The organism is Exiguobacterium aurantiacum (assembly GCF_024362205.1).
GTDB classification, from domain to species: domain Bacteria; phylum Bacillota; class Bacilli; order Exiguobacteriales; family Exiguobacteriaceae; genus Exiguobacterium; species Exiguobacterium aurantiacum_B.
The window spans coordinates 1,128,326-1,150,920 of the sequence record NZ_CP101462.1 but is presented as its reverse complement, the minus strand read 5'-3'; the positions used below and the strand labels follow the sequence as shown (position 1 = coordinate 1,150,920).

Genomic DNA, 22,595 nt, shown 5'->3' with positions numbered 1-22,595 from the left:
GGCATCGGCTCGCAGTCTCGGCCCATGCTCCCTGTACTTGTTCGGTAGTTCGCTTACTATGCTCTTTCAACGTCTATTCGATATGATATTCGATGTTATAAACCTATCACGATTCGTCGGTGCTGACAAGATTATTGTAGCGCGATCCGATACATGAGAATGCCGGCCGCGACGGCCGCATTCAACGATTCGGCGTCGCCGAGAACCGGGATATGGACGCGAGTGTCGCATAGGTCGAGCACGTCGTGATGCACGCCTTGTGCCTCATTGCCGATGACGAGCGCGACTTTGTCCTTGAAGTCGACTTGTTCGTAAGACGTCGCTTTCGCGAGCGCGGTCCCATATACATGGAACCCTTCGTTCTTCAATTCTGGCAACGTCTCGAGCAAATCGACCGAGCGAACGTTCACGTGGAACAGCGAACCTTGTGTCGCTCGGACGACTTTGGCATTGAACGGGTCGACCGTTCCTTTGCCGAGCAGGACCGTATCAAACCCGGCCGCGTCCGCTGTCCGAATCATCGTCCCGAGGTTACCTGGGTCTTGAATCCGGTCGAGGACGAGCACATGCTTCATCTTCCGTTCGACCGGGGCCATCTTGACGACAGCGAAGACGCCTTGCGTCTTTTCTGTCTCAGACAGAAGATCGGCCACATGGTCCGACAATTCGAGGACAGGCATCTCATCTAGACGCCACGAACCTTTTGGAGAATACGATTCTCCCATGATCAACTGAACGAGGCGTCCAGCCCGAATCGCCTCATCGACCAAATGCTCGCCTTCGACCAAAAATTGGCCGGACTCTTGTCTGCCTTTTTTCGTCATCAACCGCTTTAAGCGTTTGATCGTCTCACTTTTCGTAGACGTGATTTTCGTCATATTATCCCTCTTTCAACCATTGAACCGTTTCGTGGTCGAGTCGTTTCGTGAGCGCTACGACCAAATCGACGGCTGCTTCATAATCTGCTTTGTGAATGATCGAGACATTCGTATGCAAATAACGGACCGGTACCGTGAGTGCGATGGCTGGCATCCCGACTCCTGACAAATGGAAGCGGCCTGCGTCTGTCCCGCCGCCCGGTGTCAAATCCAGTTGGTACTTGATGGCGTTTTCTTTGGCCACCTCGACAATCAAATCGATGAGACGCGGGTTCGTGACGGTCGTCGCATCAAAGAAGATGACTTGGACGCCTTCCCCTAGTTTCGACAATCCTTCAGCCGGTGTCATCCCTGGCGTATCTCCAGGAATCCCCGTATCGACGGCGATGGCGACGTCCGGTTTGACCAAGTTGGCGGCCGTGACGGCACCACGCAACCCGACTTCTTCTTGGACAGTCGCGCCCGTGAAGACGACACCTGGTACTTGTTCGTCTTTCAATCGTTTCGCCGCCTCGATGGCGATGGCGCAACCGATTCGGTTATCCCACGCTTTCGCCATCAAGAAATCTTCATTTTTCATGACCGTGAACTCACAATGTGGAACGACCGTATCGCCCGGACGAATACCCCACTCGGCCACTTGGTCTTTCGATGTCGCACCGATATCGAGGAACATATCTTTGATCTCGACCGGTTTCTTGCGTGCCTCGAGCGGAAGGACGTGTGGCGGTTTGGCACCGATGACGCCGGGAATCTTCTCTCCTGAGCGTGTGACGACGTCCATGCGCTGAGCGAGCAGGACTTGGTTCCACCAGCCACCGAGTGCTTGGAAGCGAAGGAAACCGCCTTCTTCGATGCGTGTGACCATGAAACCGACTTCGTCCATATGACCGGCAATCATGACACGCGGACCATCCGCGTTGCCCGTCACTCGACCGAACAGACTGCCCAGTCCGTCCTGTTCAAACGTTTCGACGTGTGGTTCTAAATACTCACGCATGAGTGAGCGGACTTCTCCTTCATTTCCAGGGACACCAGTGGCATCCGTCAAGCGTTTCAACATATGTAATGATTCATTCATGGGGCATCGCTCCTTCGCTTCGATTAGTAACCTTGATTTTGTCGCTCATGGTTCTTTTCATTTTTTGCCATATACGCCATCACCATCAACTCTTCATTGATGCCGAGCGTATAGCCAAGTTCGAGATAAGCCGCCATCAGCGTCTCGTACATCGGTTCCGTCTTCGACAAACCAAAGTTCGTCACTTTGCGGAACACGTCTAAAAAAGCGTCAGTCGCGTCAAGATACGAGCTACCTGTCGGGAACGAATCGCGTTCATACCCGAGTGCAAGACCGAGCGACAATAAGAAATGAATGCCGTCGACATACTCTTCTAAGATCACGTCTTGAGGCGACGGGCCCTTCGTTGACCAAAATTTAAAACTACGGGTCTCATTGGCGAGTTCCCCAAGCTCGACGAGCAAAGCGAGCAGCCGCTCATCGAATTGGTTCCCGGATAGTTGATGTTCTTCTTTGATCCGCTCATCCAATTCACGCTGCCGATCAAATAATGTTGTCCAGTTCACCGGTTGCTCCTCCTATTCTCCATTCAAAGCAGTACTAAAATCATTAAAGACCAGCCGACTGCCAAAATCAATACTTGTATTTGAACACGTTTTGGGGCATGAACCGCCTTTTTACGCGTCAAATGAAGCCCGAACAGAGCACCGATCGCACCGCCGGCATAAGCGTACAAGACGTTGAAATCGCCTTCTCCGAGCGTGTAGCGTTTCGCCTGCAAGTACGTGTAGACGTTCAAGACGATGAGTGCCAGCGCGACGATGGCTAAGACTGATTGATCCATGGGACGTCCTCCTTATCTTAAGTCTAAGGAATTTATCAGAAAAAAGAAAGCGCCGAGATAAGGTCTCGGCGCTGTCGATTGAACGATTACGCGTTCAATTTTGATTTAGCTGTATCAGCAAGTGACGCGAATGCTTGTGCATCTGTCACAGCAAGCTCAGCAAGCATCTTACGGTTGATGTCGATCCCTGCGAGCTTGAGGCCGTGCATCATACGGCTGTATGAGAGGCCGTTTGTACGTGCTGCCGCATTGATACGTGTGATCCAAAGACGACGGAAATCACGTTTCTTTTGACGACGGTCACGGTAAGCGTACATGAGTGACTTCATGACTTGTTGTTTTGCTACTTTAAATAGAATGTGTTTCGAGCCAAAATAACCTTTGGCAAGCTTGATTTGCTTTTTACGACGTTGACGAGTCGTATAACCGCCTTTTACGCGTGGCATATGGTTTCCCTCCTAAATTCTTTCTGTATTACTTCGCGATCATGTTGCGAATGCGTTTGAAGTCTCCAGCTGATACGATAGCACCCTTACGGAGCTTACGTTTCGCTTTAGTCGATTTGTTACCAAACAAGTGACTTGTGTAAGCGTGTGAACGCTTGAGTTTACCTGATGCAGTACGTTTGAAACGTTTAGAAGCACCACGGTGCGATTTCATTTTCGGCATGAGTATTTCCTCCCCACTATGACTCGATGATTAATCTTCTTTCTTCGGAGCCAGCACTAAGAACATGCTGCGTCCTTCCATCTTCGGCTTTTGCTCAACTGTTGCCAAGTCGGCACATTCCGCCGCCAATTTTTCCATAACGCGTCGGCCGATTTCCGAGTGTGTGATGGCACGTCCGCGGAAACGGATCGATGCTTTCACTTTGTTACCATTTTCAAGGAATTTGCGAGCGTTACGCAATTTCGTTTGGAAATCGTTTTCCTCGATCGTCGGACTGAGGCGTACTTCTTTCAATTGGATGACTTTTTGGTTTTTACGCGCTTCTTTCTCCTTTTTCTGGAGTTCGAAACGGTATTTCCCGTAGTCCATGATTTTAGCGACCGGTGGGTTAGCTTTATCGGCGACCAAGACGAGATCGAGTTCAGCCTCTTCTGCTAAACGTAATGCTTCATTACGCGATTGCACACCGAGTTGTGCACCGTCCGCTCCAATTAAGCGAACTTCACGGGCACGAATGTTTTCGTTGATAAAGAGCTCTTTGCTAATGGTTAGCACCTCCATCGTGCGGTTGCACGAGTTTTAGATTGATAAGACAACATGGCAATAAAAAAAGCGTCGGCAGTTTCCCGCCCACACATCATTTCGGAGTCAGTCCGACCGAAAGGTTCGACTGCTTCACGTACATGATGGACCTGACCGAACTGTTCGGACGAGGTGAGAAGCGGGCGCTTCTGCTTTGTTGTATTTAATCACTATGTCATCTTAACACCAATAGGATTAAGATGTCAAGAATTCGCGCATGAATAATTGGTAGCTCACACTTTTATGATGATAACAGTCATTTCGCTGTTTCGCAATACCTTTTCCGAGGGAATAAAATAAAAAAGGAGGGATGGGCCGTGTCTTGGAGAAAACAAGTGAAGAGTGACCATGATTATCACGACCAAATCAAACACATTGTACAAGAGACGATGCGCCACCATGAGGTGAGTGATGCCAAGCTCGAAGCGGTATTGACAGACCTTTTAGAAGAGATGAACCGAATCACGTTGAAGATTGTGGACGACCACGAGTCCGCTCGCGACTACATTCATAAACGATGGTATTGAAAAAGGGCCGATGCCCTTTTTTCAATACCATTTGTCATGTACTCAAAGCCATTCAATTCGTCAACGACTTGAAAAAGTTGCTGAGCGCTTCAAACAAACGGGCGAAGAAACCTTGGACTTCTTCTGTCTCGAGGAACGCCTGGACGTCTTGACCTGCCCCTTGTAACCCGTTGCTGATCGCACCCCAGTCCAGGTTCGCCTGCTGCATGTTCTCGAACAACGTCGTCAATTGCGTCAACTGCGTATCAGACAGTTGGACGTTGTTTTGATTCAGCACTTGGATGACGATATCCCGGATCTCGATGTTCGTCTCCGGTGCCTTGTTCGCAATTTCCGCTTTGATCTCGTTCATAAGTCCGGCCACGTCCTCTTGACCGACCGTCTTCCCGATTTCAGATGTGACCGCGAGCTCTTCTTGCGCCAAGTTTTTCCGCTCCTCGGACAACTGGATGCCCGTCTCCGCGGACGTCTGATCATACGCCTTCATGATCCCCGTCAACGCCGACGTCCCGGTGACACGAATCGGCGACGTGATATAAATATCAGCATCCGTGACGCCAGCCGTCACGAGAGCATTCGCATACATATCTTCGGTTACCCATGTCACGTTTTCAGTTTTAATGTCGAGGCCGGTTCCGTCGGTCAGTTTGATACGGGCCGAGGAATACATGCCCCCGCCACGCTGCGCTTGTGGGACGGCATCCCCTAAATATTTATCTTCGTCGGCCGAGGTCGTGATAATCGGTTCAATCCCCGCCGGCGCCTCGACCCGTTCGAGCACCCAATCCCGTTGGCTGGCCGATAACGATTCGCCGAGTGTGACGATCGTGTCATCGACGATGGCTTCTGCGTTTACTTTTGGAATCATGCTTGTCGCGACGACCGAACCGATCGTCAACGCCACTAATGGTTTCATATAATTCAAAATGAATCACTCCTTTCTTCTACCTTACGTGTTTTGTGAAGTCTTCCGCATCCGTCTCAAGACCGAAAAAACGACCACCCTTCCGGTGAAGGATGGTCGATCGATTAACGTGAACGGTTCGCGATCTCTTCTGTGAGCGACGACAAGAATTCATCGAGCGTGGCCGATACTTGTTCTTGTTGTCCGTAGCGGCGGATGTTGACCGCACGCTCATCGCGTTCTTTATCACCGAGGACGAGCGTCATCGGAATCTTCTTCATCTGTGCTTCCCGAATCTTATAGCCGAGTTTCTCATCACGAAGGTCTGTTTCAACACGGACACCTCGTTTGACAAGTTCTGCTTTTACTTCTGCGACGTATTCGTCGTGGACGTGTGAGACCGGGATCAATTTGACTTGGACCGGGGCGAGCCACGTCGGGAACGCACCTTTATACTCTTCAATCAAATAGGCGACGAAACGTTCCATCGTCGAGACGACTCCACGGTGGAGGACGATTGGACGATGATCTTTTCCATCAGGACCTGTGTACGTCAAATCGAACCGCTCTGGGAGCAAGAAGTCGAGTTGGACTGTCGACAACGTCTCCTCTTTGCCGAGTGCCGTCCGGACTTGGACGTCAAGCTTCGGTCCGTAAAACGCCGCTTCGCCATCCGCTTCGAAATACGGGAGTCCGAGTTCGTCCATCGTCTCTTTCAACTGACGTTGCGCTGTTTCCCAAATCGCGTCGTTGTCGAAATATTTCTCTTTGTCGGCCGGGTCACGGTACGACAAGCGGAAACGATAATCCTTGATGCCGAAGTCGGCGTACACTTCTTGAATCAAGTGGACGATATCTTTAAACTCCTGCTTCATCTGCTCCGGCGTGACGAACGTGTGCCCGTCGTTCAACACCATGTAACGGACGCGTTGGAGGCCTGTGAGCGCCCCAGACATCTCGTAACGGTGCATGCCGCCAAGTTCGGCGATGCGAAGCGGGAGCTCGCGGTATGAGCGCGGCTCATGTTTATAGATCGTCATGTGGTGCGGGCAGTTCATCGGACGAAGGACGAGTTCTTCGTTGTCCATCTCCATTTTCGGGAACATATCGTCTTGATAGTGATCCCAGTGACCCGATGTCTTATACAGGTCGACCGAACCGAGGACCGGCGTATAGACGTGCTGATAGCCGAGCTCGAGCTCTTTGTCGACGATATAGCGTTCGACCGTACGACGGATCGAGGCACCTTTCGGAAGCCACATCGGCAAGCCTTGACCGACTTCTTGCGACACGAAGAAGAGGTCGAGCTCTTTCCCGAGCTTGCGATGGTCGCGCTCTTTCGCTTCTTCTAGCAAGCGCAAGTGTTCCGCGAGCTGTTCTTTCGTCGCGAACGCCGTCCCGTAAATGCGTTGGAGCATCTTGTTGTCCGAGTCGCCGCGCCAGTATGCACCGGCCACGCTCATCAACTTGAACACTTTCAACTTCGATGTCGACGGAACGTGCGGCCCACGGCACAAGTCGAAAAATTCGCCTTGATGGTAAATCGTGAGCGTCTCGCTCGCCGGGATGTCTTCAATCAATTCGATTTTGAGCGGGTCTCCGAGCGACTTGTAACGCTCGAGCGCTTCGTCGCGTGACACGACTTCACGTGTGATGTCCAAGTTCTCGTCGACGATTCGTTTCATCATCTTCTCGATTTCCGGTAAATCCTCTTCATTGATGCGGCGATCCATCTCGATATCATAATAGAAGCCGTTCTCGATCGTCGGTCCAATCCCGAGGTAGATGCTGCCGTCTTCTCCATATAACCGTTTGATGGCTTGAGCCATCAAGTGGGCCGACGAGTGGCGCATCAAATCGATGCCCTCTTCCGAGTCCGGCATGACGAGCTCGATTTTACCGTCTTGTTCAATCGGACGTCGATAATCGATCATCTCGCCGTCGATTTTGGCGGCAATCGCTTTTTTACGGAGTCCCGGGCTAATCGAACCTGCTACTTCTTCTGCTGTGATGCCGGCCTCAAACTCTTTGACGGCCCCATCTGGAAATGTCAATTGAATCATGTGTCAACTTCCCCTCTCTACATATAAAAATAAATAAAAAAAGCCCATCCCTATGAAAGGGACGAGCTTTGATTCTCGTGGTACCACCCTCGTTCCCAAGCGATCCGCTTGGCTCGAACACACGATAACGAGTGTGAATCGCCGCACGATTGACCCGTACGGTGCTCCGAGGGAGTAAGGCGATCGGCGTGTTTAGGAAGCTCTCACCAGCCTTCCCTCGCTTTGAAACCCGTTACGACGTCTCATGTCCTCTTCCATGCATCGGTTATATGCTTATTAGTATAGTCAACTCGTTCAAGAAATACAATCCCTTTACCGCCGGCGATTCTCACCTTTTAATTCGATTTGTGTCGTCGTCGTCGAGATGCGCTGCATGAGCCGCTGCGCCTTCATTTTGTTCTGTGGCGAGCCGTCGATCGAGAAGTGGGTCTCGAGCTCTTCTCCACTGAAGTTTGAGCTGTAAAGCGTCGGCAAGCGATGCATCATACGATACTGCAAGATAATCCCGAACAGTTCATCCCGTACCCACGGGCTGATCGCCTCGGCCCCGATGTCATCAATCAATAAGACGGGTACGTGTTGGAACGACGTCAAAAACGAATCGAATGAGTCGGTCCGGATTTTCCGTTTCGCTTCCGAGACGAATCCCGGGGCGTGGACGAGAATTGTCTCGATGTCTGCCACTTTCAACTCGTTGGCGATGGCCGCGAGCAGATACGTCTTCCCGACGCCGAAGCTGCCGTGGAGGTATAAGCCGTTCACTTTTTGCCGGGTCTTCATCCCTGATACGAACCGCATCGACTCACGGAGCGCGATTTTACGGGCGTCATCCGACCAGTCGAACGATTCAAAGCTCGCCTCCCGGACTTCTTCTGGTAAGAATAAACTCTTGAACTTCCGGTCCATCTCTTTTTGCCGTCGCGCTTGACGATGCTTGACCGTCTCCTCATAGCGAATGGCGATTTGCCCGAGGTCGACATAGAGCATCGGCTGATGGCCTGGGATGACGGCTTGCTCTTCGATGAGTTTCTTCCCGTCCATCTGCTCCGCGTATTCACTGAGCTTCGTGAAGCCGACCTCGACCGCCGTCTCATCTAATTCCGGATGTGCCTTTAAAAAGGAGACGACTTCTGGATGTTCGAGGGTGCGCCGGCGAATCGATTCGTACGCGTCCCGCACTTCTTTCCGGTTCATCATTTGGGCGAGCGTTTGATTGATGCGTTCCATGTCCCTCATCCTTTCTCTTTCAATTCATTCAACAGCTTGACGAGTTCCGCGTCGTCTGGGACCGATGCCTCGAGCTCTTGTTTTCGTTTTTGATCGTACGTCCGTTGTTCTTTCGCCTCGTCCTCGAGCCATTTTGGCATCTCGGTCTTGTCTTTGCGTCGCGAACCGACGGTTGTCCGCTGTTGCACGTTCTCTCGTTTTTGTTGTTTCTTCTCGATGAGCGCGTCTTGCGTCGCTTCTTGCTCCAAGGCGTCCTTGGCGTTCAAATAACCTGCCGTCTTCCAACTCGTCGCGATGCGCATGACGTAGTTCTCACTGAGCCGGGTCTGTTTCTTCACTTCGATACAGTAGTAGAACAACGCGTTGATGACACTAGGCGCGAGCCCGAGCGTATCGACGAGGTCGATGATGAGCTGCTCGTCGCTCTTCGACAGCTGTGGCGTCTTCCGAAGCGTCGACACGTATTGATGCGGATGCGCTTCTTCCATGACCGTCACGTCATGCAAGTCGCCGATTTCTGCCTTCTCCGTCTCATCCGACTTCACTTTCCGATGGCGCGTCTGTTTTTTCTTCAACTGCAACACCATCTGACGGCAGCCGTCGCGCTTCTCTTGCTCGCTGAGCGGGAGATACGCCTCGTGGACGAAATACTCCTTCAACATTTCGGCCATCGTCTCTTCATCGATTTGTGAGACGTACGCGAGTTTCGTGATCGTCTCATCAAGTTTCTTCGTGAAGAAACCGACCGGGAAGTTCGTCAGCTTTTTGACGATTTCCATATCGAACGTATAGTTGATCTCAATCTTGGCGCGGTCAGGTTTCTCGTAGTTCTTTTGTGTGAACGCCATGTGGTTGACCCCTTTGACGTCGAACACTTCATTAAAGTCTTTCGTCACTTCAATGATTCCGGCCGGCAACGGGTCGATCGTGAATCGACCTTGCAACTGCTTGAAGCGGACTTCCCCGACTTTATAGAAGAGGAAACTCGACAACAGCCCGTCGTTCAAGAACGTATGGGGCGCGAGCGGGACGCGCAGTTGATATACGTACTGGGTCAAGCGCTCGTCTTTCGTCTTATAAGTCCGGACGAGACCGATCGCCTCGAGCCGGAACAGACAGTCCGTCAGCTCGTTGATCGAGTAGTCGAGCATCTCGCAGAGCGCGCTGTGTGACATATAGTTCGATTTCATCTTGCCGGGTTTCAGCTCGCTCCAAAGCGTCTGATACATCGCGAGCGCCTTAACCCCGATGACCGGCTGATATAAATGGTACAGCGACTGATACGACTCGCGATCGATGAGCCCGGTGCTCATGATCAGCAATTCGTCAGTACCGTAAAGGATTCGTTCTTTTTCCATGGTTGGTCTCCCCTGAAAAAAGGCGACCAGAGGCCGCCCGTTTAGTTGGTCGATTTTTCTTGCTTCATTAAATCTTCTAGTTCTTTAAAGAACACAGAAATATCTTTGAATTGCCGATAGACGGACGCGAAACGGACGTATGCCACTTCGTCGACCCGTGCGAGCTCATTCATGACGAGCTCCCCGACTTGCTCACTCGGAATCTCGGACTGACCGAGAGCGCGTAACTGTTGTTCGACTTTCGTGACGACACCTTCGAGTTGCTCCAGCGTGACCGGACGTTTCTCGCAAGCCCGAATGATGCCGCGGAGCACTTTCTCACGACTGAACTCTTCACGATTACCGTCTTTTTTGACGATAATGAGCGGCGTCTGTTCGACCGTCTCGAACGTGGTGAACCGATAGCCACACTCTTCGCACTCGCGACGGCGTCGAATCGAATAAAAATCTTGTACTGGCCGGGAGTCGAGCACTCTCGTTCCATTATGATCACATTTAGGACAACGCATGCTCAGCCCTCCTTATCGTTCGACAGATTGATTCCCGATGGCGCGGAGCGGGAACTTTAATGATAGCGCCTCATAATATGTGGTGACGATTTGACCGAGATCCGGCCCGAGCATCTGTTCACGGTTCAATGTGAAATCGACGGCCGTACGTCCGCCGTCCACTTGGACGATGGTCGCCAATGCATCCCATCCGGCTCCATTAAACGCTACTTCGCCCCGGTCCGCATCGACGCGGCGAACCGTTTGGCCTTCCGCTTGAATCCGTTCGCGGAGCCATGTGAGCACGGCGCTTGGCGATGCCGCCACGTAACGTGTCCGTAATGCCTCATTTTTATGCAAATCGTCCGTCTGGACATGTGTTTGAAACTTATCAAGTAATCCCATTATCCACCTCGACACCTTATTTATATAGGTTAAGCATATCAAAATTAAGCGGTTAACAAAACAATTAAAAGGGCTGACCGAAAATCGGCCAGCCTCAAAAGGTCAATCTGATTATTTGCTAATTGCAACTTGTGCTTCAGGAACACGAATCGGTCCCATCCCACGATCAAGTTTCACATCTTCACGAACTTTCGCTTCCAAGCCTTCTGCAATGTACTGCGAGGCTGTAGCTGGATCGATTCGGTCCCCACATGTGAATACATCGACTGATGCGTAACCATGCTCTGGGAAACTGTGAATCGTTAAGTGTGATTCTGAAATGATGACGACCCCACTTACACCGTGTGGTGCAAATTTGTGGAAAGCGACTTCGCGGACTTCAGCGCCCGAACGAAGTGCTGCATCGACGAACAAGCGCTCGATGTAGTCGATATCGTTTAATTTGTCGGGATTGCACTCCCAAAGTTCTGTAATAATGTGACGTCCCATAGTATCCATATTAGTGGATCCCCCTTTACATCAATGGTCTCAAAGTAGTTGATGATCACTCACTTTGTGCCTGAATCGCCCACAACCACGGGGGCAAGTTAGTCCTAAGAGGTCCTAACCCTTTAAGTTGCGTTTGTCAGACCAATTGAAGTTCACGAGTTAGAGTGTATCGCGTTTGGGACGTCGATACAAGACATTTGTTTCAATTCATTGAAAATATTTTTTTGTGAATATATTTTTTCAGACGTGGGTTTCTTGTTGCCCGATTTGCAGGTAGCTCGCGACCATGTCCAACAGGTCGACGACACGGCACGAATAACCCCATTCGTTGTCGTACCAGGCGAGTACTTTGACGTGATTGCCCCCGAGCACCATCGTCGAATCGGCATCGATGATCGACGAACGCTCATCACCGTTGAAGTCGATTGAGACGAGCGGTTCGTTCGAGACACCGAGGATACCCGTCATCTCTCCGTGAGCCGCACGCTCGAACGCCTCGTTCACTTCATCGACCGTCACGTCACGACGCAACTCAACGACGAGATCGACGAGTGAGACGTTCGGTGTCGGTACCCGTAACGCCATCCCATTCAACTTGCCTTGAAGTTCCGGTAAGACGAGTCCGATGGCTTTCGCGGCCCCCGTCGAAGTCGGTATAATGGAACTACCACAAGCACGGGCACGCCGGAGATCTTTATGCGGATTATCGATATTGTTTTGGTCGTTCGTATACGCATGCACGGTCGTGACGAGTCCCGTCTCAATCCCGAACGTCGAATCGAGCACTTTGACGACCGGACCAAGACAGTTCGTCGTGCATGAGGCGTTCGAAATGACGTGATCGTGCTCCGGTAAATAATCACGATCATTCACCCCCATGACAATCGTCCGTAGCTCGCCTTTCCCGGGCGCCGTCAAAATGACTTTCTTTGCACCGGCCGTCAAATGTTTTTTTGCCCCAATATCAGAATTGAATTTCCCCGTCGCCTCGATGACGATTTCAACACCGAGCTCGTTCCATGGCAACCGCTCCGGATCACGCTCGGAGACGAGCATGATTCGCTTCCCATCGACTTCAAGCGCATCCCCATGCGCCCGGACCGTGAGTGTGAACGGTCCGTGGACCGTGTCGTGCTTAATCAAGTGGGCGAGCGTCTCCGCCGGATAACTCGCATTGATGGCGACCACGTCGTGACGCCCTTCGAGCATCAATTTTCGAAACACCATTCTGCCGATTCGTCCAAATCCATTGATTGCAACTTTCGTCCCCATGTAAAATCCCCCTTTTTTCTGCGTTACGACATCATTATAACGGAAAATTGGAAGCGTTTTCACTATGAATCGTCACATTTCTTTCACTTTTTTACAGTTTCAGATTTGAAAAAGAGGGAAATTTGGTGTAGAGCTTGGAAAGGAGCTAGGACAGCATGTTTGATTGGACAGATATAGACAAGTTTATCATTTCGTTTTTTATCATTTTGCCAATTGTGACGATTATCCATCAATTCGGTCATTTTTTCTTCGCGAAGCTGTTTGGGGGTTCGCTCGATATGGAGATTGGGACCGGGAAAAAATTGTTTAAAGTCGGACGCCTCCAATTCAATCGCGTCTATTTCTATGACGCCTGGTGTCAATTCAGCGACTTGAAGTACAGTAACCGCCTGACGCGTAGTATCGTGTATGCGGGCGGCTCGATTTTCAATGTAGCGAGCATTTTGATTGTGAATGGATTCATTTTAATGCGGGAGATCGAACCGACAATTTATACGTATCAGTTCGCCTATTTCTCGTTTTATTACGTCTTCTTCTCGCTCTATCCGATTTACTATTCGAATGGCCACCCGAGCGATGGGCGTGCCATCTTCGATACGTGGAAGAAAGGAAGACCTGACGCCGATCCACTCAACTGAACAAAAAAAGAAGGCGCTCAGTCGCCTTCTTTTTTCATGTCTTCAAATTGTTCGACGAGGCGGACCACCTGGGCCGTCAAGTCGCCTAACGCACCGTTGTTGTTAATCAAAAAGTCAGCTTGTTGCTTCTTCTCCTCGATTGGTATTTGCGCATGAATCCGAGCAAGTGCTTCATCTTTCGTCAACCCGTTACGCTCCATAAGACGCATCAACTGAATCTCTTCACGGCAATAGACGACGACCGTATAGTCGACGAGGTCCCGCATCGTCCCTTCGAATAAGAGCGGAATGTCGAATATGACGACCGTCTCACCTGCCGCCTCATAGCCGCGCATCTCCTCAAGCATCTCTTCCCGGATAGCCGGGTGCATGAGCTGATTTAGCAACTGGCGTTTGGCGTCATCATGAAAAATATCTCGCCCGAGCGCCTGGCGATTCAACTCATCGCCCGAGAAACATTGCGGGAACGCCTCGCGGACGCCCGCGAACGCCTTGCCCCCTGGCTCGATGACGATCCGCGCCATCTTGTCGGCATCGATGATCGGGATGCCTTGCTTTCGAAACAGTCTGGATACGGTCGACTTCCCTGTCGCAATTCCACCTGTCAAACCAATCTTTAACATCGTGTCCACCTCTTACTGTTGGCAGTGCGGACAGTAATGTGTGCCCCGTCCGCCCAATTTCATCTTCTCAATCGGTTGGCCGCATCGCTTACATGGCTCCCCGGTCTGTCCATACACGTATAGCGTCTTTTGGTATGTCCCGCTCGCCCCGTCCGGATTCGTATAACTCCGAATCGTGCTCCCGCCTCGTTCGATGGCTTCCGTCAATACGGCCACGGCTTCCTGATGCACCCGTCGGACTTCTTCAAGTGAGAGGGTGGCTGCCGGACGGGTCGGATGGACCCCGGCCCGGAACAACGTCTCGTCGACGTATATATTGCCAAGTCCAACGAAAATCGATTGGTCGAGCAGCGCCGTCTTGATGGCACGGACGTTCATCCGCTTCAGACGACTGTGAAGCGTCTCCGCTGTCACTTCCGGGTCGAACGGCTCGAGCGCGAGAAGCGACAAGGGTGGTGTCACATACAAGTCTTCATTCGTCTTCAGCTCCATCGTGCCGAACTTTCTGACATCATTGTAATGAAGCGTCGTCCCATCCGTGAATGTGAAGATGACATGCGTATGTTTGACCGGAATGACCATTTCGTCATGCGGGAAGAATTTTCCTTCCATCCGCAAATGCGAAACGAGATAGCCGTTCGTCAACTTGAATAAAATGAACTTGCCGCGTCGCTCGACGTCTTGAATCATCTCGCCGAGCAACTGTTGTTTCCAAATCTCTGGTTCGTGACCCCGAATGATTTTCGCGTCGATCACCTCGACATTTGCAATCGTTTTTCCTGAGACGAAAGGCCGCAATCGGCGACAGACCGTCTCCACTTCTGGTAATTCTGGCATATCGATTTCCTTTCTCGATCTTATTTCGTATCAAACCATGTCTCACCAAACGAACCGTCCGCACGGAGGGGCACGTCCAAGGTGATCGTATGTTCCATCGCTTGTTTCACGAGCGTCTCGAGCGCATCCATTTCTTCTTTTGGTCCTTCGAAGATGAGCTCATCGTGGACTTGAAGCAATAGTTTTGACCGAAGGCCCGACTTCCGGAGCGCCACGTCGACGTCAATCATCGCTTTTTTGATGATATCGGCGGCTGTCCCTTGAATCGGCGTGTTGATGGCTGTCCGTTCCGCGAAACCACGCAAGTTGAAGTTCCGGGAATGGATGTCCGGGATATTGCGACGACGCTTCAGCATCGTCTCGACGTAACCGTGCTCCCGTGCCCGCTCGATGGCGGCATCCATGAATCGTTTCACGCCCGGGAACTGTTCGAAGTACGTATCGATAAACGTCTGCGCTTCTTTTCGGCTAATGCCGAGGTTTTGCGACAATCCGTAGTCGCTGATGCCATAGATGATGCCGAAGTTGACCGCTTTCGCTTGACGACGCATGAGCGACGTCACTTCTTCTTTGGCAACCCGGAACACATTGGCCGCCGTCGACGTATGGATATCCTCGTCATGCAGGAACGCCTCGAGCATCTTCTCATCTTGGGACATATGCGCCATGATCCGGAGTTCGATTTGCGAGTAGTCGACCGCATACAGCATCCAATCGGTCTCGCTCGCGGTGAACGCCTTGCGTATCCGACGTCCTTCTTCCAATCGGATCGGGATGTTCTGTAAGTTCGGGTTGACCGAGGACAACCGTCCGGTCTGGGTCAATGTCTGCGTATAGCGGGTGTGGATCTTCCCGTCGTCTTTGATGACTTTTTGTAACCCTTCGACGTATGTCGATTGCAACTTGCCGAGTTCACGGTAATGCATGATATGTTCGACGATCGGATGGAGCGGCGCGAGTTTCTCGAGCACGTCTGCTGCCGTCGAGTAGCCGGTCTTCGTCTTCTTCACCGGAGGCAACGCCAACTTCTCGAACAGGATGACGCCGAGTTGTTTCGGTGAATTGATATTGAACGCCTCACCCGCGAGACTGTGAATTTCCGTCTCGAGTTGAAGCAACCGTTCCCGCAAATCGTCTTCCATCACTTTCAGTGTGGACACGTCGACGTGGATGCCGGCCCATTCCATCTCCGCGAGCACCGAGGCGAGCGGACGTTCCAAATCTTCATAGAGCGACGTCTGCTCGTTTTGGACGAGCTCTTTGCTGACGTTCACGAACAACGTCAAGATGGCCATCGCCTTCTCCCCGAGATGTTGCTCGAGCACGTCTTGTTCCGGCACGTGCAGTTTTGCCCCTTTTCCGTACACCGCCTCGTCTTCCGGCAACGCGTATTCGAAATGGGCGGCAATCGAATCGAGTGTCGTTCCGCCCGATAGGTTGAGCAAGTATCCGGCAACGAGCAAGTCGTCATAACCACGAAGCGAGATGCCATGGCGTTTTAATTGAATGATCGTCTGCTTCGCATCGAGACAAATCGTGGCCCGGCTCTCGTCGGCCAACCAATCCCGGACAGCCGGTACGTCTAAGAGCGACGCATCGCCGACCGTCACCCCGGCTATTGAGGCAATGGCCACACCGATGACCGGTTCTTCGAAATAGTCGTCGCGAAGTTGTTCGAGGAAGAGGACCGCTTCCGTCAAATCTTGCTCGTCGATCCCGATGTGGTTCACATCACGCACTTCCACGGCTTCCTCGCTCGACGCGTCGAGGCTCAGTTTTCCGAGAAGCGACTTGAACTGAAGGCTCATAAACAGCGGTTTCACTTTACCGGCGTCATACGGATGGAACGTCAGCTCGTCCATGCCGATTTCGATTGGAACGTCGGTATAAATCGTTGCCAATTGTTTCGACATGAGCGCTTCCCGCTCGTTCGCCTCGACTTTCTCTTTTTGTTTCCCTTTTAATTCATGCGTATGTTCATACAGTCCTTCCACGGAACCATAGGCCGTGAGCAGTTTGAGGGCCGTCTTCTCACCGACACCGGGGATGCCCGGGATGTTATCGGATTTATCACCCATCAGGCCTTTTAAATCGATCATTTGGAGCGGGTTCAGACCGTCATAGCGCTCTTTAAATGCCGCCGCGTCCATCGTCTCGACATCGGTGATCCCACGCTTCGTCAAATAGACGGTGACGCGGTCATCAATCAGTTGTAGTAAATCTTTATCTCCGGTGACGACGGTCACTTGGTCGAACGCGGTATTTTTCGCAAGTGTCCCGATGATGTCATCGGCCTCGTACTGGTCGAGTTCGAGCACTTTGATCCCGAACGCCTCGCAAATCTCGCGGACGATTGGGAACTGTTCACGGAGTTCCCCTGGGGTTTTCTGACGCCCGCCTTTATAGTCAGCATACGTGTCGTGCCGGAACGTCTTCTTCGACGCATCGAATGCGACCGCGAAGTGCGTCGGTTGTTCATCTTCCATCAGCTTTAACAGCATCATCGTGAACCCGTACACGGCGTTTGTGTTTCGGCCGCTCGCATCCGTCATCGGAGGCAGTGCGAAAAACGCACGATACGTAAGTGAGTTTCCATCAAGAAGTAGTAGTTTATTCATTGGTCAACCTCCATTCTATCTGGTTCCATCATATCATACGGGTACATGCGTTCGAAAAAAAAGACCCTTTTCTAGGTACTAGAAAAGGGTCGATCTTCCTGACCGAGTGGAGATGAGCACCGGCCGGGACACGAGATGATGAAGAGGTCTCGTCTATAGAGTAGCATCGCTTTGTAAAGCCGGTATGAACCCGACATGAATTCCATGTTAAGCGAGCGGGAACTTGATCGTGAACGTCGTCCCAACGCCTTCGACACTATCCACGTGAATCGTCGCATGATGAAGATCGATGATATGTTTCACGATGGCGAGGCCGAGACCGGTCCCGCCGGAGTTGCGGCTTCGTGCTTTATCGACCCGGTAGAACCGCTCAAAGATTCGGCTCACTTCTTTCGGCGCGATGCCGATGCCGTTATCTTTGACGATCAAATAAGACCCGTCCGCTCTCTTCTCGACCGCGATTTCGACCCGGCTGCCTTCCGGCGAATAGTTGATGGCGTTGGCGACAAGGTTCAAGATGACTTGTTTCATGCGGTTCATGTCCGCCTGCAAGACGACTTCCCCGTCATGACGTGACTCCAGCTGAATCGATTTCCCTTCCGCCTTCTGACTCAGCACGAGACAGACTTCCTCGACGAGCTGATTGAGTTGGACCGGGGTGAAGTCCAAATGGAAATCTTCACGTTCGAGCCGTGATAGCTCGAGTAAGTCCTCGACGAGCATTTGCATCCGTGTCGCTTCTTTTTGAATGATATCCAAAAATTGATCGCGCAACTCGGGTACTTCTTTCGCCCCATCGAGAAGCGTCTCACTGAACCCTCGAATCGACGTGAGCGGCGTTTTCAACTCATGGCTGACGTTGGCGACGAAATCTTTACGCATCTTCTCGAGTCGTTTCAACTCGGAAATATCGTTAAAGAGAAGCGTCGTCCCGCGTAACATGCCTGTATCGCTGAAAATCGGCGCGGCCGATACCATATACGTCTTTTGGTTAAATCCAGTTCGAATCGACAATTGGCGGCGGTGAGGCTCTTCTGTCAAATAGACGTCCTCAATCAACGTCTCGACGTCCGGGCTCGGCAAAATGCCATGATAAAATTGGCCAATCATCAAATCGTCGTATTGGAACATGTCGCGATACGAGCGGTTAACGAGCGTCACAATGCCGCGCTCGTCGACAAGCAATAACCCCGCTCCCATATACTCGATCAGCGATTCGAGTCTGGCCCGCTGTACGGACTCGCCAAGGGAAATCGTCTCGAGGTTACGGGCGAGCACGTTGATCGACCCGGCCAAGCTGCCCGTTTCTTCATCGTTACGCAACTCGTAGACCCGGGCCCGATAGTTCCCGTCAGCAAGTTCACGTAACACGATTGTCGCCTCGTCAATCGGTCGGATGAATTGGTTCGTCAAATTGTGCAAAACGAACAGAATCAAGACGAACGAGAAAATCAAGGCCAGAGCAATCGTCAGCCAAATCCGGTCATAAACACCTTCTAAATCGGAGACGTAGCGGATGAAACTGAGATACACCGTGTCACCCGATGACAGTTCAATCGGTTTCGTGAACTGGATCAAATCCTCGCGCGTCTCGTTCCCGAACGTCCCATCATCCGGAATCGTTGCCGCATCCATCCGAAAATCGAACGACCCGACCCGAAACGGCGTCCCAGCGATCACTTCCATCCGACGATTGAGGAGCAAAATATCGAAACTGCTCTCGTCATCGATTTGCCGAACATAGTCTTGAATCGCCTCGAGCTCGCCGCCCTCCAAATACAAGGCGGCGAGCTCAGTGTCCTCTTTCAAACGATCGCGTTCAGAGTCCAAATAGAAGTCTTTGAACAATTGACCAAGCACGATCCCGAGGGTCAGCAAGACGCCCGTCACGAGCAGGATGAGCGTCGTCAAAAAACGCGAGCGGTACGTCTTCATTCGGGCATCGGCTCTTCCATCTTATAGCCGAGACCGCGTATCGTTTTAATATAAGTCGGTTTTTTCGTCACCGGCTCAATCTTTTCTCGAAGGTGGCTGATATGGACGTCGACGATGCGCGTATCGCCGACGAAATCGTAATTCCAAATCGCCGATAGGAGTTGGTCACGCGTCAAGACACGGCCTTTGTTTTTGGCGAGATAGGCCAACAGTTCGAACTCTTTCGGGGTCAATTCAAGCCGCTCCCCGTTCTTGAATACCTCATAGTTCGAAGCGATGATTTTCACGTCGCCAATCTCAATGACGTCCGCGTCCATCGCCGGCGCTTCTTGTGGGGCCGAGCGTCGCAGAATCGCTTTGACCCGAGCCACGACTTCACGCGGACTGAACGGTTTCGTCAAATAATCGTCTGCCCCTAACTCGAGCCCGAGCACTTTATCAAACTCATCGTCTTTCGCCGTCAACATAAGAATCGGTGTGTTTACTTTCTGTTGGCGGAGTCGCTTGCAGACCTCGAGTCCATCCATCTCAGGCAACATCAAATCGAGGACGATCAACACCGCGTCCTGCTTCTCGGCGAGTTCGAGTCCGGTCTTTCCATCATGCGCCGTCTCGACCTCAAAACCGGCTTGTTCCAAATTGAATTTTAATAACGTCGCAATCGACACCTCGTCATCGACAACAATCACTTTTTCGGCCACGCTTAGTTCCTCCTCTAATCTATCTGTTCAGTCATGTACACTACCTATTCTACAAATCAATGACACATCAGACCAATCTCAAAGCAAATCTTTACAAAAACAAAACAAATCCACGTTCTTCTTTCAGTGTAGCACGCGTCTATCAAAATCCAAGCCTACAAAAAACCTCGCCTGCTCATGCAGGCGAGGTGAGGAATCAGTTAAGGACGTTCAAGACGGAGCGTACCGAGTCAGCCGAGCGCTGGAGCGCGGCTGCTTCGTCTTCCGTCAATTCAAGTTCGAGCACACGTTCAATCCCGTTCGCACCAAGAATCGTCGGTACACCGAGATACAAGTCGTGGAAACCGTATTCACCATCGAGATACGCGATGGCCGGTAAAATACGTCGTTGATCTTTCAGGATCGCTTCGACCATCTCGACGATGGCCGCTGCCGGCGCATAATACGCCGAACCGTTCCCGAGTAGCTGAACGATCTCACCGCCACCTTTACGTGTCCGGTTAACGATTGCTTCGATGCGGTCGCTCGGCAACAACTTCTCGAGCGGGATACCACCCGCATACGAGTAGCGGATGAGCGGGACCATGTCATCCCCGTGCCCACCGAGCACGAATCCAGAGACGTCCTTCACGGAGATGTTCAACTCCGCGGCAACGAACGTCCGGAACCGAGCCGTATCGAGGACGCCGGATTGACCGATCACGCGCTCTTTCGGGAAGCCGGATTCTTTGAAGGCCGCATACGTCATCGCATCGACCGGGTTCGTCAAGACGATCAAAATCGCATCCGGTGAATAACGGGCCACTTCTTTCGTGACCGCTCGCATCACTTTGGCGTTCGTCGAGACGAGGTCATCCCGGCTCATACCGGGTTTTCGCGCGATTCCCGCCGTGATGACGACGATATCCGAGTCCGCCGTGTCGGCGTAATCCGATGTCCCCGTGATCCACGAGTCAAACCCTTGAATCGGCGCCGTCTCTTGCATATCGAGCGCTTTCCCTTTCGTCGGGTTTTCGTTCTCTTTAATATCGAGAAGGACGACGTTGCCGAGCTCTTTTTGAGCCAAATACAGTGCCGTCGTGGCTCCCGTGAATCCGCTACCGATAACCGAAATCTTGTTGCGACGTATCATTGTGCTCTCCCCCTTGGTTTAACTGATGAATTACATGTTTTTGATTAGTTCATCTGCAAACTCTGAACACTTCACTTCAGTCGCGCCGTCCATCAGACGGGCGAAATCGTATGTGACGACTTTCGAGGCGATCGTCTTCTCCATCGAGTTGATGATGAGGTCAGCCGCTTCGTTCCAGTTCATGTGACGGAGCATCATCTCACCTGACAAGATGACCGATGACGGGTTGACCTTGTCGAGCCCTGCATATTTCGGCGCCGTGCCGTGTGTTGCTTCGAAGATGGCATGGCCCGTCACGTAGTTGATGTTCGCACCAGGTGCGATCCCGATTCCGCCGACTTGAGCAGCGAGCGCGTCCGAGATGTAGTCCCCGTTCAAGTTCATCGTCGCGACGACGTCGAACTCACGCGGACGTGTCAAAATCTGTTGCAAGAAGATATCGGCGATTGAATCTTTTACGATGATTTTGCCTTCTGCTTCTGCTTTCGATTGCGCTTCGTTCGCAGCTGCTTCACCTGATTCTTCTTTAATGCGGTCATACTGCGCCCAAGTGAAGACTTTGTCGCCGTACTCTTCTTCGGCGAGCTCATAACCCCAGTTTTTGAAGGCGCCTTCTGTGAACTTCATGATGTTCCCTTTATGGACGAGCGTGAGCGATTTACGGTTGTTCGCGATTGCGTACTCGAGAGCCGCACGAACAAGGCGTTTCGTTCCTTCAGACGAGATTGGTTTAATGCCGATACCAGACGTTTCTGGGAAGCGGATCTTGTTGACGTTCATCTCTTCTTTCAAGAATGAGATCAATTTCTTCACTTCGTCGCTACCTGACGCGTACTCGATCCCTGCGTAGATATCTTCTGTGTTCTCACGGAAAATGACCATGTCTGTGTCTTCTGGGCGCTTGACCGGTGACGGGACGCCTGTGAAGTAACGGACCGGACGCAAGCACGTGTACAAGTCAAGTTCTTGACGGAGTGCGACGTTGAGTGAACGGATTCCGCCGCCGACCGGTGTCGTCAATGGACCTTTGATGGCGATCAAGTATTCACGGATTTCATCGAGTGTCTCGTTTGGAAGCCATTCACCTTTTTGGTTGAAGGCTTTCTCTCCTGCATACACTTCCATCCATTCGATTTTCTTCTCGCCACCGTACGCTTTTTCGACAGCCGCATCAAAAACGCGCACTGAAGCGTTCCAAATATCAGGACCTGTTCCATCGCCGATGATAAATGGAATCGTCGGTACGTTCGGTACGTTTAATACACCGTTCTCAACTGTGATCTTTTCGTTTTGTGTCAACATAATGAATCCCCCTAAGTACATTTATGTAGGCCGACGCGAGCGCCGACCTACGTCAATTGTTAGTTTACCAAAGTTTATGTCT

At 51.6% G+C, this 22,595-nt stretch carries 24 protein-coding genes; 2 read left to right on the top strand and 22 right to left on the bottom strand.

Features of this window, described 5'->3' with window-relative positions:
- Positions 1 to 131: 131 nt before the first annotated feature.
- From NMQ00_RS05965 to infC, 7 genes are all read right to left on the bottom strand, one after another.
- Entirely contained in the window at positions 132 to 878 is a 747-nt protein-coding gene (locus NMQ00_RS05965; RefSeq protein WP_255178340.1) for a TrmH family RNA methyltransferase, read from the bottom strand.
- A 1-nt stretch (position 879) separates the two neighbouring features.
- The gene (locus NMQ00_RS05960; RefSeq protein ID WP_255178339.1) at positions 880 to 1,959 is read right to left on the bottom strand and encodes a M42 family metallopeptidase; all 1,080 of its coding nucleotides are present in this window, start codon (positions 1,957 to 1,959) and stop codon (positions 880 to 882) included.
- A 23-nt stretch (positions 1,960 to 1,982) separates the two neighbouring features.
- Entirely contained in the window at positions 1,983 to 2,465 is a 483-nt protein-coding gene (locus tag NMQ00_RS05955; protein WP_214831896.1) for a dUTP diphosphatase, read from the bottom strand.
- 23 nt (positions 2,466 to 2,488) lie between these two features.
- The gene (locus tag NMQ00_RS05950; RefSeq protein WP_034778195.1) at positions 2,489 to 2,743 is read right to left on the bottom strand and encodes a hypothetical protein; all 255 of its coding nucleotides are present in this window, start codon (positions 2,741 to 2,743) and stop codon (positions 2,489 to 2,491) included.
- 86 nt (positions 2,744 to 2,829) lie between these two features.
- On the bottom strand, positions 2,830 to 3,189 hold the full coding sequence (gene rplT / locus NMQ00_RS05945; protein WP_021065642.1) for a 50S ribosomal protein L20: 360 nt from the start codon (positions 3,187 to 3,189) through the stop codon (positions 2,830 to 2,832).
- 28 nt (positions 3,190 to 3,217) lie between these two features.
- Entirely contained in the window at positions 3,218 to 3,412 is a 195-nt protein-coding gene (gene rpmI, locus NMQ00_RS05940; RefSeq protein WP_021065641.1) for a 50S ribosomal protein L35, read from the bottom strand.
- Positions 3,413 to 3,442: 30 nt separating this feature from the next.
- Positions 3,443 to 3,973 carry a translation initiation factor IF-3 gene (gene infC / locus NMQ00_RS05935; RefSeq protein WP_021065640.1) on the bottom strand — a complete coding sequence of 177 codons (531 nt, stop codon included), beginning with the start codon at positions 3,971 to 3,973 and terminating at the stop codon, positions 3,443 to 3,445.
- 338 nt (positions 3,974 to 4,311) lie between these two features.
- Here infC and NMQ00_RS05930 point away from each other — a divergent pair, with 338 nt between their 5' ends.
- Positions 4,312 to 4,521 (top strand): hypothetical protein, encoded by a 210-nt coding sequence (locus NMQ00_RS05930; protein ID WP_255178338.1) that lies wholly within the window; start codon positions 4,312 to 4,314, stop codon positions 4,519 to 4,521.
- Between the two features lie 52 nt (positions 4,522 to 4,573).
- Here NMQ00_RS05930 and NMQ00_RS05925 read toward each other — a convergent pair whose 3' ends face one another.
- From NMQ00_RS05925 to NMQ00_RS05890, 8 genes are all read right to left on the bottom strand, one after another.
- A complete protein-coding gene (locus NMQ00_RS05925) occupies positions 4,574 to 5,437 on the bottom strand; it encodes a DUF1002 domain-containing protein (protein WP_255178337.1) in 864 nt (287 codons plus the stop codon).
- 113 nt (positions 5,438 to 5,550) lie between these two features.
- Positions 5,551 to 7,488, bottom strand: coding sequence for a threonine--tRNA ligase (thrS, locus tag NMQ00_RS05920; protein ID WP_255178336.1), 1,938 nt, complete (start codon positions 7,486 to 7,488; stop codon positions 5,551 to 5,553).
- Positions 7,489 to 7,800: 312 nt separating this feature from the next.
- Positions 7,801 to 8,715, bottom strand: a complete 915-nt coding sequence (dnaI, locus tag NMQ00_RS05915; RefSeq protein WP_255178335.1) for a primosomal protein DnaI — start codon at positions 8,713 to 8,715, stop codon at positions 7,801 to 7,803.
- Positions 8,716 to 8,720: 5 nt separating this feature from the next.
- The gene (locus tag NMQ00_RS05910; protein WP_034778203.1) at positions 8,721 to 10,073 is read right to left on the bottom strand and encodes a DnaD domain protein; all 1,353 of its coding nucleotides are present in this window, start codon (positions 10,071 to 10,073) and stop codon (positions 8,721 to 8,723) included.
- Positions 10,074 to 10,114: 41 nt separating this feature from the next.
- Positions 10,115 to 10,582 carry a transcriptional regulator NrdR gene (gene nrdR / locus NMQ00_RS05905; protein ID WP_021065634.1) on the bottom strand — a complete coding sequence of 156 codons (468 nt, stop codon included), beginning with the start codon at positions 10,580 to 10,582 and terminating at the stop codon, positions 10,115 to 10,117.
- Between the two features lie 12 nt (positions 10,583 to 10,594).
- A complete protein-coding gene (locus NMQ00_RS05900; RefSeq protein WP_255178334.1) occupies positions 10,595 to 10,966 on the bottom strand; it encodes a hypothetical protein in 372 nt (123 codons plus the stop codon).
- Positions 10,967 to 11,077: 111 nt separating this feature from the next.
- Entirely contained in the window at positions 11,078 to 11,464 is a 387-nt protein-coding gene (gene speD / locus NMQ00_RS05895) for an adenosylmethionine decarboxylase (protein WP_029595188.1), read from the bottom strand.
- A 231-nt stretch (positions 11,465 to 11,695) separates the two neighbouring features.
- The gene (locus NMQ00_RS05890; protein ID WP_255178333.1) at positions 11,696 to 12,727 is read right to left on the bottom strand and encodes a glyceraldehyde-3-phosphate dehydrogenase; all 1,032 of its coding nucleotides are present in this window, start codon (positions 12,725 to 12,727) and stop codon (positions 11,696 to 11,698) included.
- Between the two features lie 155 nt (positions 12,728 to 12,882).
- Here NMQ00_RS05890 and NMQ00_RS05885 point away from each other — a divergent pair, with 155 nt between their 5' ends.
- Positions 12,883 to 13,365, top strand: a complete 483-nt coding sequence (locus NMQ00_RS05885) for a site-2 protease family protein (RefSeq protein ID WP_255178332.1) — start codon at positions 12,883 to 12,885, stop codon at positions 13,363 to 13,365.
- 17 nt (positions 13,366 to 13,382) lie between these two features.
- On the opposite strand, the gene coaE is transcribed toward NMQ00_RS05885, so the two are convergent.
- From coaE to icd, 7 genes are all read right to left on the bottom strand, one after another.
- Positions 13,383 to 13,988: a dephospho-CoA kinase gene (gene coaE / locus NMQ00_RS05880; RefSeq protein WP_255178331.1), complete on the bottom strand. Its 606-nt coding sequence runs from the start codon at positions 13,986 to 13,988 to the stop codon at positions 13,383 to 13,385.
- 12 nt (positions 13,989 to 14,000) lie between these two features.
- Positions 14,001 to 14,825, bottom strand: coding sequence for a DNA-formamidopyrimidine glycosylase (mutM, locus tag NMQ00_RS05875; RefSeq protein WP_255178330.1), 825 nt, complete (start codon positions 14,823 to 14,825; stop codon positions 14,001 to 14,003).
- A 20-nt stretch (positions 14,826 to 14,845) separates the two neighbouring features.
- Entirely contained in the window at positions 14,846 to 17,443 is a 2,598-nt protein-coding gene (polA, locus tag NMQ00_RS05870) for a DNA polymerase I (RefSeq protein ID WP_255178329.1), read from the bottom strand.
- A gap of 207 nt (positions 17,444 to 17,650) precedes the next feature.
- Positions 17,651 to 19,378, bottom strand: a complete 1,728-nt coding sequence (pnpS, locus tag NMQ00_RS05865) for a two-component system histidine kinase PnpS (protein ID WP_255178328.1) — start codon at positions 19,376 to 19,378, stop codon at positions 17,651 to 17,653.
- Positions 19,375 to 20,079, bottom strand: a complete 705-nt coding sequence (locus NMQ00_RS05860; protein ID WP_255178327.1) for a response regulator transcription factor — start codon at positions 20,077 to 20,079, stop codon at positions 19,375 to 19,377. The genes pnpS and NMQ00_RS05860 overlap by 4 nt, the downstream gene beginning before the upstream one ends.
- 196 nt (positions 20,080 to 20,275) lie before the next feature.
- Complete coding sequence (gene mdh / locus NMQ00_RS05855; RefSeq protein WP_255178326.1) at positions 20,276 to 21,211, bottom strand: malate dehydrogenase; 936 nt, start codon at positions 21,209 to 21,211, stop codon at positions 20,276 to 20,278.
- 30 nt (positions 21,212 to 21,241) lie between these two features.
- The gene (gene icd, locus NMQ00_RS05850; protein WP_131437491.1) at positions 21,242 to 22,510 is read right to left on the bottom strand and encodes an NADP-dependent isocitrate dehydrogenase; all 1,269 of its coding nucleotides are present in this window, start codon (positions 22,508 to 22,510) and stop codon (positions 21,242 to 21,244) included.
- Between the last annotated feature and the right edge of the window lie 85 nt (positions 22,511 to 22,595).

What these genes read in the sequence shown, in the direction of transcription:
- rplT (WP_021065642.1), bottom strand. Translation starts at nt 3,189, where the DNA reads ATGCCACGCGTAAAAGGCGGTTATACGACTCGTCAACGTCGTAAAAAG.
- pnpS (WP_255178328.1), bottom strand. Translation starts at nt 19,378, where the DNA reads ATGAAGACGTACCGCTCGCGTTTTTTGACGACGCTCATCCTGCTCGTG.
- NMQ00_RS05925 (WP_255178337.1), bottom strand. Translation starts at nt 5,437, where the DNA reads ATGAAACCATTAGTGGCGTTGACGATCGGTTCGGTCGTCGCGACAAGC.
- NMQ00_RS05885 (WP_255178332.1), top strand. Translation starts at nt 12,883, where the DNA reads ATGTTTGATTGGACAGATATAGACAAGTTTATCATTTCGTTTTTTATC.
- coaE (WP_255178331.1), bottom strand. Translation starts at nt 13,988, where the DNA reads ATGTTAAAGATTGGTTTGACAGGTGGAATTGCGACAGGGAAGTCGACC.
- NMQ00_RS05960 (WP_255178339.1), bottom strand. Translation starts at nt 1,959, where the DNA reads ATGAATGAATCATTACATATGTTGAAACGCTTGACGGATGCCACTGGT.
- polA (WP_255178329.1), bottom strand. Translation starts at nt 17,443, where the DNA reads ATGAATAAACTACTACTTCTTGATGGAAACTCACTTACGTATCGTGCG.
- mutM (WP_255178330.1), bottom strand. Translation starts at nt 14,825, where the DNA reads ATGCCAGAATTACCAGAAGTGGAGACGGTCTGTCGCCGATTGCGGCCT.
- NMQ00_RS05890 (WP_255178333.1), bottom strand. Translation starts at nt 12,727, where the DNA reads ATGGGGACGAAAGTTGCAATCAATGGATTTGGACGAATCGGCAGAATG.
- nrdR (WP_021065634.1), bottom strand. Translation starts at nt 10,582, where the DNA reads ATGCGTTGTCCTAAATGTGATCATAATGGAACGAGAGTGCTCGACTCC.
- NMQ00_RS05910 (WP_034778203.1), bottom strand. Translation starts at nt 10,073, where the DNA reads ATGGAAAAAGAACGAATCCTTTACGGTACTGACGAATTGCTGATCATG.
- mdh (WP_255178326.1), bottom strand. Translation starts at nt 21,211, where the DNA reads ATGATACGTCGCAACAAGATTTCGGTTATCGGTAGCGGATTCACGGGA.
- NMQ00_RS05965 (WP_255178340.1), bottom strand. Translation starts at nt 878, where the DNA reads ATGACGAAAATCACGTCTACGAAAAGTGAGACGATCAAACGCTTAAAG.
- rpmI (WP_021065641.1), bottom strand. Translation starts at nt 3,412, where the DNA reads ATGCCGAAAATGAAATCGCACCGTGGTGCTTCTAAACGTTTCAAACGT.
- thrS (WP_255178336.1), bottom strand. Translation starts at nt 7,488, where the DNA reads ATGATTCAATTGACATTTCCAGATGGGGCCGTCAAAGAGTTTGAGGCC.
- speD (WP_029595188.1), bottom strand. Translation starts at nt 11,464, where the DNA reads ATGGATACTATGGGACGTCACATTATTACAGAACTTTGGGAGTGCAAT.
- NMQ00_RS05950 (WP_034778195.1), bottom strand. Translation starts at nt 2,743, where the DNA reads ATGGATCAATCAGTCTTAGCCATCGTCGCGCTGGCACTCATCGTCTTG.
- NMQ00_RS05900 (WP_255178334.1), bottom strand. Translation starts at nt 10,966, where the DNA reads ATGGGATTACTTGATAAGTTTCAAACACATGTCCAGACGGACGATTTG.
- infC (WP_021065640.1), bottom strand. Translation starts at nt 3,973, where the DNA reads ATGGAGGTGCTAACCATTAGCAAAGAGCTCTTTATCAACGAAAACATT.
- dnaI (WP_255178335.1), bottom strand. Translation starts at nt 8,715, where the DNA reads ATGGAACGCATCAATCAAACGCTCGCCCAAATGATGAACCGGAAAGAA.